The organism is uncultured Kiloniella sp. (assembly GCF_937128705.1).
GTDB lineage: Bacteria > Pseudomonadota > Alphaproteobacteria > Kiloniellales > Kiloniellaceae > Kiloniella.
The window spans coordinates 1-13,285 of the sequence record NZ_CAKZMP010000090.1 but is presented as its reverse complement, the minus strand read 5'-3'; the positions used below and the strand labels follow the sequence as shown (position 1 = coordinate 13,285).

Here is a 13,285-nt window from a genome sequence, read left to right as displayed (position 1 = left end):
GTTGCTGTCTGACCACGTTCCAAAGAAACAGTCTTGGTTTCACCACCGGCTGGCGCTGTAATTTCAATTGCAGAAGCTGCTTGACCAACAAGAAGGTCTTGACCTTCTTCACCTGAAACAGTTTTGTTGCCTGTAGTTGTAAAACCTTCAGTCATATGTAGAACCCCTGTTCTGAATTTCGACAAAACAGGTTCGCCAAGAAATTGGTAACCTGTCATCTGCGAGACTTATAAAATGTTGGGTCTGAGCATATAGAAAAAAAGATAAATAACAACTAACGTTAACCTAAAACATATAGCAATATGTATGACCTTTATCTTAAACAGGGGTGATGTCTTGTTGCACAATCAGATTCCAAAAGGATTCTGCCACGGGACCAAAGGGATGATTGGTCGTGCGCGAAATATAAGTTTCTATTTCCACAGGACCAAAGTCAGAAGACGTCAACGCCACCAGATCACCAGAAGCTAACTCGTCACTAATCATATGCAAAGGAACGCGCCCCCACCCCAAACCGGACATGATAATCTGCTTCTTCGTCAAAAAATCATTTACCCGCCACGGTACACTGGTTTCCAAAACACCATACTTTCGCTCGTCCCTGTTCCGGCTACGATCAGTTACAACAACCTGGGTTGCCCCATCCATATCTTCCCTGGTTAATTCTGATGCATCCTTTTGCCCCACTGAACACCCGGATACCACGGGGATTAAACTCACGGGGCATAGTTTTTCATAGCGCGTCATTTCAATTTTATCGAACATCTCACCACCCGCCACCATTGCAATATCGGCTTCCTTGTCTTCTAGAATTTCTAGCGGGGCCGTGAAATTTTCGACAAACAATGTCAATCGTGTTGCCGGGTACTTATCACGGATAATACGAAACGCGCCAAGAATCTGCTGGATATCAAATACCTCTGACACCACGATGCGAAGCTCTGCCTCAACACCTTGTGCATAGTGCTGGGCCAGATCGCTCATATCCCTTGCCTGAGACAGAACAGTACGGGCTTTCTGAACAAGTATTTTGCCATGATAGGTTAACGTCGGGCGATAGCCATCCCGCTCAAAGATCGCAACCTTCAGCTCGTCTTCCAAATTTTTAATGGCGATAGAGACCGCAGACTGACTTTTGTGTAGGGCTTCGGAAGCAGCCCGAAAGCCACCGTGGTCAACAACACCAATGAGTGCGCGCAACTGATCCAGGGTCATCATACATCTCGATCTAATTTACATATCAATTCAATCTAATATTTATACTTTTTTAAATCATGTTTCATCCGATATTTCAAGCAGACACGACGTCATGCTTCACTGTTCTTCGTAAAAGTGAAGCTGACTTGGTTCTTGAAACAAACAGAGATACTGAAACTTGAGAAACCAAACAGATGCTCAACACCTTTGAAAATTATGGCTGGATAGCCCGCTTTTTCCACTGGGTCATTGCCCTAGCGGCAACCGCCCTGTTTGGATTGGGCCTTTATATGGTCGAATTGAGCTACTATGACCCGGCTTACAAAACCTTTCCAAGCCTGCACAAATCCATCGGAATTCTGGTCGCTGTTCTTATGGTTATTCGGCTGATCTGGCGTTTGATCAGCATTGTGCCGCTGCCAATTTCTGATCCGGAAGCACAGCATCAGGATCTGCAGCACAAGGCGGCATCCTTAGTGCACTTCATACTCTATACCCTGCCTTTTGCCCTGTTTCTATCCGGGTACCTGATTTCCACGGCCGATGGACGATCGATCTTTGTCTTTGATTTGGTAGAGATACCCGCGCTGTTCCCGCCAAGCAAAGGGCTGGAAGATACCGCCGGGTTAATCCACGAAATCATCGCATGGTCACTGGCCGGATTTGTTGTTTTACACGCCGCAGCAGCCCTTAAACATCACCTCATAAACAAAGACCGCACGCTAAAGCGCATGCTTTTGGGTGCCCGCACAACAACACCTTGAATTCAACCTTCTAAAACAGGAATAATACAGATGTATAAATCAACACTGAAATCTGCAAAGTCAGTCTTTATCAGCTCTCTTTTAGCTTTTGGCGCTCTTGGTAGTTTAGCAGCGCCCCTGACATCCCCGGCACAGGCCGAAACCTATCAATTGGATACTCAAGGTGCCCACGCATCAATCCAGTTTAAAATCAGCCACCTTGGCTATTCATGGATCCTTGCTCGCTTTAATAAGTTTGATGGCCAGTTCGAATTTGACGCCAACAAACCCGAAGCTTCTTCCATTTCCATTAACGTTGATACCGCAAGCCTTGATTCCAATCATGCAGAGCGTGACAAACACCTGCGCAGTGCAGATTTTCTGGACGTTTCCAACTTCCCGACCGCAACCTTTGTCAGCACTGGCCTAAAACCCGTTAGCGAAAAAACAGCAGTCCTGAGCGGTGATCTGACCATCAAGGGTATTACCAAACCAATCACCATGGATGTAAACTGGATTGGCGGCGGCGATGACCCGTGGGGGTATGTACGTCAGGGTTTCGAAGGATCATTGGTTATTCCCGTTGGTGACTACGGCATGATGGACATGGGCCCAAGCGCACAAGAAGTCGAAATCCTCGTCTTCTTCGAAGGCGTACGCCCTAAGGGGTAAGTATTTATAAAAGACCTATACCCAGTACTTAACAAGGTACTTACGGATTATAAAAGAGGAGAGGAAACAACCGTTTCCTCTCCTCTTTGTATTTACAACATTGTCTTTACCCTATGACAGAAGGAACCTATCTTCGTTTTCTAAATTCAAATGCTGTCGTAAATCGTTGCAAATACCGCGTAAGAAGCAACTGACCCGTCCGCTAAATCAAATAAATTTTAAGTATGCACAGGATTAAAAAGCATCAAAGACCAGAGGATATCATTAATGGTCCCCCAATCTAACACACGCCCAAAGATAAGAACCCGCCTTACCGACTTACTCGGCATAGAACATCCCATTCTCTGTGGTGGTTTAATGCACTTGGCCGATGCGAACTATGTCGCCGCTGTGGTCAATGCCGGGGCAATGGGCTTTATTTCTGCCCTGACCTTCCCCGACCCCAAAGAACTTCAGGATGAAATTCAGAAATGCCGGGATTTGTCTGGGGGCAAATCCTTTGGGGTAAATCTCTATATCACTCCTCGGCAAGATGCCAATGACCGACTGGAAAAATTGCTTACTGTGATACAGAACGAAAAGATTGCGGTGGTCGAAACCGCCGGCGGCAACCCCGGCCCGATCATCCCCCTGATGAAAGAAGCAGGCATCAAAGTTATTCACAAAGTCCCTGCCGTCCGCTTTGCGCTTTCGGCTGAACGCGCAGGGGTTGATGCAGTCAGTTTGGTTGGGGCGGAATGTGGCGGCCACCCCGGCTACATGATGGTTGGGTCCATGGTTCAAGCCGCTGACGGCCCGCAAAAGCTATCTGTTCCAGTTATTCTCGGCGGCGGCATTGGCCATGGCAGCCAGTTAACGGCGGCTCTTGCGATGGGATGTGACGGTATTCTGATGGGAACCCGCATGCTGGTTTCCAGTGAACTTCAAGCGCATAGGGATTATAAACAGCGCGTCATTGAAGGCACCGGGCTGGACAGTATAGTGGTACAAAGCACATTAAAGAACCATCACCGCGTTCTGGATAACCAAACGGCACAGGCTATCCTCGCGCTGGAAAATGAAGGCAAGGAAAGCTACGAAGATTACGCACATCTTCTTAACGGAAAGCTATCGAAAGAAGCCTATGCATCTGGCAAAACAGATCAGGGATTACTCGATTACGGCCAAAGTGCTTGTTTTGCCAATGCTATAGAGCCAGTGGCAACTATACTCACACGTTTTATACAGGAAAGCCTGATAGCAAAGGAACGTCTGTCAGGAATGAATACCCTCTAAAATAGATGCCTCTGTACCAGGCATCTTCTTTGCGCAAAAAGCAGTTCGTGAAAAATAAACGGGCAACCAATCTATTTATAAGTTGCCCCGCATATCCTCAATCTCGTTTGATCATTGGCTGGTAGAAGTAAGGAAAACCTTCGTCGTCTCTATTGATAACCAGATTACCACAAACGTCCCATCCTTCATTCAACAATGAAGTTACTTTTTCATTCAAACCTTCGCGGCTATGTTCCAGAACCAGTTCATATTTTTTCATCTGATCTATGTTTCCTTTATTGGCAGGTCCATTTGAACTTAAAACAAGAATGCACAAGAAAGATTAAAGGGATCTGAAAATTTACACCTAAAAGATTGCCACACCTAAATTTTTTATGGCCTCAAGATATTTTAACTTTGGGGAATAACCACATTCTTTTCAATAATTGCGTTCAGTTTATCCATTAATCCACGCGAGATGCTATTCTTCCCAAACATGATATGCACTGGTCCCAGATCAACCTGAACATGATTATGGGGAACGATATCCCCTACCAAGCCGTCTTCTTTGATCCGTGCTTTACCTGTTTCCTTATCCACCAAAAACCCATCAACACGATCTGTCATCAGCATTTGAAAATTTTCACCACCAATGGCCTGAAAAACCCTGCTTTTAAACTTTGGGTCTTCCATAAGTTTCAGGTACTCATCGCCATAATAGGCGTTGCGGGATACACCCAGTCTGAATTTGGTACCGATAATATCTTTTAGTCCCGTAAAATGGTCAAAGTCATGCTGATTTGCCCGCATAAACAACCATACGGTTTCATTGCGATAGGGCGCACTGAACGTGGCATATTTGCTTCGTTCTTCTGTCTTGGACATACCAAGCAAAACATCCAGTTGTCCCTCTTCCATTGACTTTAACAATCGTGCCCAGGGCTTAGAGATAAATTTCAGGTCACACCCCAACGCGCCCAAATACTTCTTTGCAGCTTGAATATCAACACCGACAGGTTGGCTACTGTCGTTATTTTCCCCAACCATCTGGTACGGTGGCCAATCAATCCAGCCAACAGTAAGCTCTCCGCAGCTATCTTCCGCCTGTGCTGATGCTGCAAAGGTCAATATTAGGCCTGCCAGAATACCAGTCATGGTTCCCAAACGACGTTTTAGCCCCCGGTTCATTCTATTTCCCTTCTACTCCAAAGGAACTCGACAATTCCCTTGTAGAGACTATGTTCACAAACTTGTGTTCCCTGAATATCAAACTTAAAAGACGTCTTACATCCAGACTTCTAATTTTTTGGTCATTTACGGGGCACTTTCATTGGATCATTCCCCGGAATATGACCATATCCTTGACACCAGACAATACCCCAAACATCGGACAATGCCATAATATCCATGTAATCAAGCCCTTATCTTTTACGACATAGAGATTTAAAAACCTGTTAACCGAATACTTTATTTGTTTAAACTTTAATGACGCTCTTTTGAAAAACAACGACCAGAAAATAAATAACCTTCGTTTACAACGGTCACTTAATAAGACTAGAACGAACCCAAATTCATGTCGACTAGTCGTTTTTACCTTTCCTTATCTCTCTCCTTTTGACTATAAACAAAAAAATAAGGCAGAATGCGGGTAATACCTTAAATAATGCGGGTAATACCTTAAATACAGAAAACAACGACGTGCCATTATGCACAAAGTGCGCGAATGATACGTAACCCCAAAGACAACCATAAGCCTTTGGGAAACCCTAACAGCGCAATTGGACAAAACAAAAAGTGCTTGAAATCGGCCGGGATCTGGAAATAAGCATCAACCACCATGCCATCAAAGCTTTTCTCAAACTTTGCGATGAAGCACGGGGAAAAGGGCACATGACCATTGATCTGATCCAAAGCCGCCCTTTTATCAGCTATTGGCCAACATTGATCCTCAACCGTTACCACGAAGATAAAAACGATTTTCTTTATAGTTTCTGGGGATCAAAATTATCCAGCGTTTATGGTATGGATTTAACTGGAAAATACATTCTGCGTGGCGAATTCAAAGAAACTGAGAATGTGTTCTGGAGCGCTCATAATGACGTCATGACCAGTTTAAACCCCGCTTATCTAAACACCAGCATCCACTGGCTTGATAAAGAACACCAAACTTTCAACGCCATTATCATCCCCATGGAACGCAACGGCACAATCACCGAAACCATCGCCTATGTCGCCTTTGATAAGTAACAGATGGCTTATCTTATGCAAGACTAGACAACAGTGCCATACTCGGCCTATTTCTAGCCCATTACTGGTACGAGCAGCATACTGCTTCGATATTATTAATCAGGCGCTCACCACTGAATTTGTACACAAGACACATTTCACTTACGGCACGCTGAAGACCATCTTCCCATATGCTTCCAAGTAAAAATATTGGACCACCCGCCGTACTCTCCCAGTGGGAATTCCAATAAGAACAGCCACAATAATTACGTCTTGCTATACCGACCATAATATTTTTCGATACGTGCTTGAAGCAATTCGAACAAGAAGCTGACAAACCAATAGATCAAGGCAGCCGTGATCAGCATTTCAAAGTGCTTGAACTCTGAACGCCCCAAAGTCCGCGCCAAATACATCAGCTCCATCACCCCCATGGCAGATACCAGCGAGCTATCTTTGAGCATGGAAATAAAATTATTCCCAGTGGGGGGAACAATGATCCGAATGGCCTGAGGCAGGATTACCTTGTACATTACCTGCCATTTTTTAAGGCCAAGTGCTGTCGCAGCTTCGGCTTGCCCTTCCCCAACAGACTGAATGCCCGACCGGAAAATTTCTGTCATATAAGCCCCATAACAAAGGGACAAAGCAATTATACCCGATGGAATAGCATCAAGGGTGATGCCCATTTGTGGCAGGCCGAGATAAATAAGATAAACCTGTAGCAACAAAGGTGTTCCCCGGAAAAAGGAAACATAGAATGTCGATAGGGAATAGGCTGGACCATTTTTTGACAATCGAGCCAGCGCCCCGACCATAGCCAATATACTCGCGCAGATAATAGAGACAGAGGTAATAAGAAGGGTATACCCGAGACCAGTCAAAATCAGCAGCGGCAGCCGTTCGATGATAAAGCTGAAAGACAGATCAAAAGAATAGAAGAAAGCCAGGAAAAGACACAAAAGTTCTGAAAAGAAAATCAGGACCTGTGTGCGAAAGGGCAACAAAGCCACGAGAACGACGTTGAGCGTCAACCCAATGGCAATACCCACAGCGATTTGAAAGGAAAGATCGAAAAACAAAAGCGCAGATAGAAAAAATAAAAACAATAGGAACCGGCGAACTGCGGGATATTCCAGAACAGATACCAATGTATTAATCATACCAACGCTTTTTCATTTCGTTATGAAAGAAGTTTCCTAAAAAAAGTCCAATGAGCCACCAGCAACAAAGTATCATTGGTGGCCCAGAACATATGATTCAGAAAAGTATTCGAAACATTTAATTATGGGTCGTACTGACCAAATCTTCACCAAACCATTTAACAGACAGTTCAACCAGGGTGCCATCCGCACGCATTTCTTCGATAATTTCAGCCGTCTTTGCTGTCATTTCCGGGTCGCCTTTGGCGAGCGCCACGGCCAGCGGCTCATAAAAAACCGGATCACCCAATTGCCGGATCGGATAGTTCGCCTTGATCGCTTCGAGAATATTTGGCACAGACGAAATACCTGCATCAAGACGCTTACCATCCCCAATACGAAGATCGTCCATGGCATTGGTATCTGTTTCATAAGTTCTGATATCACTTGGCGTCACAGAAAAAGTCACGGGTGGGGAATAGGTCTGGTCAAGTTCCAGTGTATGGGTCAAGTAAGCTTCATATGTTGAACCGCCACTGGCACCAATACGTTTGTCATTTAGATCAGCAAGTGTTTGAGCGGATGAATCCTTGTGCACGTAAAAAGCCGAAGGCGTGAAATAATATACAGCCGGGAAGTCCAGAACTTCTGCGCGGGCCGGGGTCGGCGTCATAGAACCAATTGCCACATCCCAGCGTCCGCCCCATTTTCCAGATGTTATTGCTTCCCAGGCCGGGTTAATAAACTCAACATCAACGCCCATACGTTTGGCGAGTTCTTTTGCAACATCAACGTCATAACCTTCAAAAACGCCGTCTGCATTCAGATAAGACGCAGGCGGATATTCCGAATTGGTTGCCACAGTCATCTTGCCCTCTGCCATGACCTTATCCAGCACCTCACCTGCTTTTGCTAAACCGGATAAAGATACAAGACCGACCAAAGCCAAACCAACAACTGATTTGATTTGCCCCTTACCCGTAGATTTTTTTTCAAAGTGAGAGAATGAAGACTTCATGACGTGCTCCTCCCTGAGCAAATTTGCAGCTCTGGTTGGCTGCCAGACAAAATGATGAAAGTTAAAATGACACAACAACGAAACAAAACGGTAAGGCACCGAACAGAAATGAGCAAGGCTTATTTTACAGTTGTAAAATTATTTCTCATCAGGCAAAATCGCCCATAAGATAAAATGCATCGTCAATTTTTGAGTCAATTTTTGACTCTAATTTCACCTCATCAACAAGGTAAAATTTTACGCATCTGATGTATAGAAACATTACTATTTTGAATTTTTATAATAGCGAGGCATTATAAAACCGATTGCATTCATGAAACGAAGTTCCCTGAAGAACGAAGTAGCATGAAAAACGCTGTATTCAACTCTACGTACTCTGGGCTTGGACGAAACAAGGTTATCTATGCAAAACGCCGCCGCTTCGACACCTAAATTTCGCAGACTGGAAGCTGATTTTCGTCGCCAAAGACTGATTGATGCCACAGTCAAATGTATTGCTGAACACGGATATGCAGCAACAAGCGTCAGACAAATCTGTAGCAAAGCAGACGTTTCGCCCGGCCTTTTACGGCATTATTTTACGGGAAAAAGCGACCTTATTTTACAAGCCTATGCCCAACTCATCGATAAATTCAGTACCGAATTAAAATCTGCATTAGACGATCACAGCGTTGAAAATCAAGACGAAAAAGACGACCCACGAAACAAGCTTAAAGTTTTTGTGAACACCTGCTTTAACGGCACGATGCAGGAAGAAACAACCCTTTCCGTGATGCTGGCATTCTGGAGCGAGTTGCGCCTAGATCCCATGATGCAATCCAACGCGAAATCCCTGTGTTCAGGGTACCACCAACAGCTTGTTGACGTCATAAGCGATGTCGCCCTGAACGAAGGAAATCAGGATGAAGTTGACCCAAGCCTCGTTGCATTGGCACTCGCTGCGCTGGTTGATGGATTATGGCTTCAAATGTGTATAAATCGTTCAACCTTTAGTATTAATGATGCCCGTCTTGCCTGTTTTGGTTTACTCGATGGCTTCCTATTTTGTGGTACCAACGAACAATGGTTACAGGTCAGGGCAGCGGGAAGACTTGATCAGCATTAATATCGTATGTTCAGATCACTGACACATCAGGGCGAAACACAATACAAATCAAAAGCCTCTACCAAAGTTCACTATGCAACTGACAACCTGACGCAATACATTCTTTCAACGCACTTATGCTTGCTTCGTTTCTAACGCCATTTGTATCGCCATGATAATACCCCTTTTCCTTTAGCCAGACTTGATCCATTTCAATACGGTCTTGCCCACCAATGTCCTGGGCTTTCAAATAGGCATCAAAAGCTTCATTATCCTGCCCATCTTCCACATAGGCCGCCGCCAGCGTATCCCAGACTTCAAAATCATCGGGATTAATATCCAGTGCTCTTTTGGCAAAGGTAATAGCCTCGGCCCCTTGGCGTTCTGTCTTGTCCGGATTAATCGCCAGAAGCCACGCCAAGGAATTCAACGCATAGGAATCATTGGGATCAAGACGAACCGCCGCTCTGTAATCCAGAATGGCAAGATCAATCAGCTTTTTGTCGGTAAAAAGGCCTGCGCGATAGTAATAGGCTTCGGCATTATACGGATCGATGGCGATTGCCTGATTATAATCATCCATGGCCAAGCCGTTATAATCGCGAAAGCTATGGGCATAAGCCCGTTCCAGATAATTGGACGCGCGATTGGGGTCATAGGAAATTGCCTCGCTCAAATCTTTCACAGCAGATTCATAATTCCCGGCGTCGATATGGGCCATTCCCCGCAAGCGATAGACAATTCCATACCCCTTGTCCGGCAATTCACCTGACTGGATAAGCCACCCACACGCCTCTATCCGCAACTCCGCCGAGGCATCGGGATTGTTGCAATGTCTGGATTGCGTTTGAAAACTCTGGGCGTGGCTCAAATTGGGCGAAAGCAATAAAACTGTCATGAGCGCCCAAGCGTAAATCGGAAGTGATCGAAACATAACTCTTCTTTTTATCCTAGACCCAAGTAATCTGGTCGCTCTACAATCAAAAGATGTAATTTATAGCCTGTGACATCAATTGCAAACCCTAAGCAGACGACAAGGTGGATACCATGAACGAGCTACTTGTTACCGTAACAACCGTTATTCTCGCACTTTCCATCCCCATGGTTCTCTGGCTCGGGCATCTTAATCGCAAAGGTGGCAAAGACGGTGAAATTCGGGGAATCGGCTGGCAGTTTATCCGCTATACGGTGTTAAGCATTGCCCTGCCGATCGTGGCGATCCTTGCACTCAACGATGCCTTAGAAGGTGAAGCCGCAACTATTATTGCCGGGGCACTTGGCTATGCTTTTGGCAAAAAGGATGATAGTTAAGTTAAGCTATCCACACCAATGATTTACGACTGACTTCACAGCCCGGTTCACTGTTTATTTTCATTTTTATGTCACCGACCACATTATTTCATGCCCGAGAGTCCCCTTCATGACACAAACAAATAACCTTACGAACGCAGCATATAAACAGATTGAAATAGAGGAATGGGATCAAGCCGCCTCTGCGTGGCATAAATGGATCCCCGTGATAAATGATTTCGTCAGCGTCGCCACAGACATCATGCTGGATCAGGCTGATATAAAAACCGGCAACCACGTACTGGATATTACCGCAGGTGATGGCAGCCAGTCGATCATGGCCGCAGAGCGTGTCGGCGAAACAGGAACGGTTCTTGCCACCGATCTTTCCCCCGCCTTTGTCAAACTTGCGCAGAGCATTGCGCAGACACAGGGGGTCAAAAATATGACCGCAGAGGTCATGGACGCCGAAAACCTCAGCTTAAAAGATAACAGTTTTGATGCCGCCATTTCCCGTCTCGGTATGATGTTTCTGCCCGATCCGCTCAAGGGATTACAGGAAATTTATCGCGTCCTGAAGCCTGCGGGGTCTTTTGCCGCCATTGTTTATACCACGGCGGATAAAACACCCTTCTTTACCCAATCGCCAGAAATCATCCGCGATCAATTGAGCTTACCAAAAACACCAACAAAGGATGCACAATCAAGCACATCCGCCTCTGCACAAGCACACCAACCCGGCCCCTTTGCCTTGGGCACACCAGACTTTTTTGCAGATCTCTTTGCACAAGCCGGATTTGTCAATATTGAACAAGAAATCATCGAAGCTCCCCTTCGGTTCGGATCAACCGAAGACTTTATTCAATGGCGCCGCGACGTCGCGGTCTCTCACCAAACAATGCTGGCCGGTCAGGACATAGAAACCCAGGAAAAAATTTGGCAGAAGATCACCGAAGCCATGCGCCAATACGAAACCAGCGACGGCTTTGAAACCCCCACCGAACTCCTGATCTGTTCCGGGCAAAAGCTTTGATTATCCCGCATCAATGAAAACAATGACACGGCTCGAAAGTACGATAAAATCGAAATGGTTTATATTCCACTACAGACAAGAACTAAAAGTACCCTAAGGTAAAAAATAATAAACTACAAGCTTGATAAAGTTTTCGTAAATGTTTAAATAGGTACTATGAGTACCGATAGAACAACAAAAATAAACAAACTCCTTATGTCCACTCCTAGCGGTGTGGTGATGCTGTCTTCTTGGCTTGTCCAACAGGGCTATAGCCTTGACTTGCAAAAACGTTACAAAAAAAGCCAATGGTTAAAATCTATCGGAACAGGGGCTGTTATCCGGTATGGTGATGATGTCGATTATCATGGCGGCATATACGCTTTACAAAAACAAGCGCTTTTGTCTGTGCATGTAGGTGGGCGCACAGCTTTATCACTTCTAGGAAAAAGCCATTACTTGGAAATGTCTGCTGCCCGAGCCATCTTATTTGGTGGTGAAAAAGAACGATTGCCCGTTTGGTTTAAAAATCACGACTGGAATATAAAAGTAGAATATTTCGCGACGTCATTTTTACCCAAAAATATTGGCTTACTTGACTTCGAAATGAACAATTATTCGTTAAAAGTATCCAGCCCTGCCCGGGCGATACTGGAATGCCTCTATTTGATCCCCAAACATCAAGAGCTTTTTGAATGCTATGAATTGATGGAGGGGCTTAATAACCTGCGACCAAAATCAGTTCAAAATTTATTGGAAAATTGTTCCTCTGTAAAAGTTAAACGGATGTTTCTATATCTGGCAGAGAAATGTAACCATGGCTGGGTTGAATATCTAGATCTATCAAAGGTCGATTTAGGCACAGGCAAGCGCAGCTTTGTGAAAAATGGCACGTACGTAAACAAATATAAAATAACCGTCCCCAAAGAATTTGAAAAAAATGAAAAATCGAAACTATAAAGATCAGGTACGGTTATTACTCAGCGTTCTTCCCGACGTCGCCAAAGAACAGTGTTTTGCACTGCATGGCGGGACAGCAATCAACCTTTTCATACGTAACATGCCCAGACTTTCAGTCGATATCGATCTAACCTATTGCCCAATTGAAGACAGATCAACAACACTGCAAAGTATAGATGAAGCATTAGAACGTATTCAGCGATATGTAGAAGCCACATTAAAAGGTGCGCGTGTCAGGCATCAAAACGAAACAAGGAAGCTTCTTATTTCTCATGATGGCGCAGAGGTCAAACTAGAGGTAAATACCGTAAGCCGCGGGTTACTTTCTGATCCCATAAAAAGGCCTCTGTGTGAAAAAACACAAGCAGAATTTGATGCCTTTGCCCTAACACCAATTGTCCCCTTAGGACAGCTGTACGGGGGTAAAATCTGTGCAGCGATGGACAGGCAACATCCCCGAGATCTTTTTGATATAAAATATTTGCTGGAAAACGAGGGTATTACAGATGAAATCAGAAAAGGTTTTCTATTTTGCTTATTGTGTAGCGACCGCCCGATCAATGAAGTCATTTCCCCCAATTTCCAGGACCAGCGTCAAGCAATGGACAATCAATTCAAAGGAATGAGTCTGGAAAGTTTTTCCTATGAAGACTTTGAACGAACACGAGAGACGCTTATTGAAACAGT

At 44.8% G+C, this 13,285-nt stretch carries 15 protein-coding genes; 9 read left to right on the top strand and 6 right to left on the bottom strand.

The window, feature by feature from the left end; translation table 11 throughout:
* Positions 1-318: 318 nt before the first annotated feature.
* Positions 319-1,218 carry a LysR family transcriptional regulator gene (locus tag Q0241_RS05525; protein ID WP_299374350.1) on the bottom strand — a complete coding sequence of 300 codons (900 nt, stop codon included), beginning with the start codon at positions 1,216-1,218 and terminating at the stop codon, positions 319-321.
* Between the two features lie 173 nt (positions 1,219-1,391).
* On the opposite strand from Q0241_RS05525, the gene Q0241_RS05520 reads away from it, so the two are divergent.
* From Q0241_RS05520 to Q0241_RS05510, 3 genes are all read left to right on the top strand, one after another.
* On the top strand, positions 1,392-1,961 hold the full coding sequence (locus Q0241_RS05520; RefSeq protein ID WP_299374347.1) for a cytochrome b: 570 nt from the start codon (positions 1,392-1,394) through the stop codon (positions 1,959-1,961).
* Positions 1,962-1,991: 30 nt separating this feature from the next.
* On the top strand, positions 1,992-2,612 hold the full coding sequence (locus Q0241_RS05515) for a YceI family protein (protein WP_299374344.1): 621 nt from the start codon (positions 1,992-1,994) through the stop codon (positions 2,610-2,612).
* A gap of 267 nt (positions 2,613-2,879) precedes the next feature.
* The gene (locus Q0241_RS05510) at positions 2,880-3,887 is read left to right on the top strand and encodes a nitronate monooxygenase (protein ID WP_299374342.1); all 1,008 of its coding nucleotides are present in this window, start codon (positions 2,880-2,882) and stop codon (positions 3,885-3,887) included.
* 97 nt (positions 3,888-3,984) lie between these two features.
* Here Q0241_RS05510 and Q0241_RS05505 read toward each other — a convergent pair whose 3' ends face one another.
* A complete protein-coding gene (locus tag Q0241_RS05505) occupies positions 3,985-4,146 on the bottom strand; it encodes a DUF1737 domain-containing protein (RefSeq protein WP_299374339.1) in 162 nt (53 codons plus the stop codon).
* A gap of 131 nt (positions 4,147-4,277) precedes the next feature.
* Positions 4,278-5,054, bottom strand: a complete 777-nt coding sequence (locus tag Q0241_RS05500) for a transporter substrate-binding domain-containing protein (protein ID WP_299374336.1) — start codon at positions 5,052-5,054, stop codon at positions 4,278-4,280.
* Positions 5,055-5,660: 606 nt separating this feature from the next.
* Between Q0241_RS05500 and Q0241_RS05495 the strand changes: the two genes are divergently transcribed.
* Entirely contained in the window at positions 5,661-6,113 is a 453-nt protein-coding gene (locus Q0241_RS05495; protein WP_299374333.1) for a hypothetical protein, read from the top strand.
* A gap of 245 nt (positions 6,114-6,358) precedes the next feature.
* Here Q0241_RS05495 and Q0241_RS05490 read toward each other — a convergent pair whose 3' ends face one another.
* Positions 6,359-7,255, bottom strand: a complete 897-nt coding sequence (locus Q0241_RS05490) for an amino acid ABC transporter permease (protein WP_299374330.1) — start codon at positions 7,253-7,255, stop codon at positions 6,359-6,361.
* 118 nt (positions 7,256-7,373) lie between these two features.
* A complete protein-coding gene (locus Q0241_RS05485) occupies positions 7,374-8,252 on the bottom strand; it encodes a transporter substrate-binding domain-containing protein (RefSeq protein ID WP_299374327.1) in 879 nt (292 codons plus the stop codon).
* 403 nt (positions 8,253-8,655) lie between these two features.
* Between Q0241_RS05485 and Q0241_RS05480 the strand changes: the two genes are divergently transcribed.
* Entirely contained in the window at positions 8,656-9,357 is a 702-nt protein-coding gene (locus Q0241_RS05480) for a TetR family transcriptional regulator C-terminal domain-containing protein (RefSeq protein ID WP_299374325.1), read from the top strand.
* 58 nt (positions 9,358-9,415) lie between these two features.
* On the opposite strand, the gene Q0241_RS05475 is transcribed toward Q0241_RS05480, so the two are convergent.
* Complete coding sequence (locus Q0241_RS05475; RefSeq protein ID WP_299374324.1) at positions 9,416-10,270, bottom strand: tetratricopeptide repeat protein; 855 nt, start codon at positions 10,268-10,270, stop codon at positions 9,416-9,418.
* Between the two features lie 113 nt (positions 10,271-10,383).
* Here Q0241_RS05475 and Q0241_RS05470 point away from each other — a divergent pair, with 113 nt between their 5' ends.
* The 4 genes from Q0241_RS05470 to Q0241_RS05455 form a co-directional block, all read left to right on the top strand.
* Positions 10,384-10,647 (top strand): hypothetical protein, encoded by a 264-nt coding sequence (locus Q0241_RS05470; protein WP_299374322.1) that lies wholly within the window; start codon positions 10,384-10,386, stop codon positions 10,645-10,647.
* 109 nt (positions 10,648-10,756) lie between these two features.
* Complete coding sequence (locus Q0241_RS05465) at positions 10,757-11,659, top strand: class I SAM-dependent methyltransferase (protein WP_299374319.1); 903 nt, start codon at positions 10,757-10,759, stop codon at positions 11,657-11,659.
* Positions 11,660-11,815: 156 nt separating this feature from the next.
* Entirely contained in the window at positions 11,816-12,598 is a 783-nt protein-coding gene (locus Q0241_RS05460) for a type IV toxin-antitoxin system AbiEi family antitoxin (protein WP_299374316.1), read from the top strand.
* On the top strand, positions 12,579-13,285 hold a 707-nt coding region (locus Q0241_RS05455; RefSeq protein WP_299374313.1), incomplete at its 3' end, for a nucleotidyl transferase AbiEii/AbiGii toxin family protein. The genes Q0241_RS05460 and Q0241_RS05455, both read left to right, overlap by 20 nt.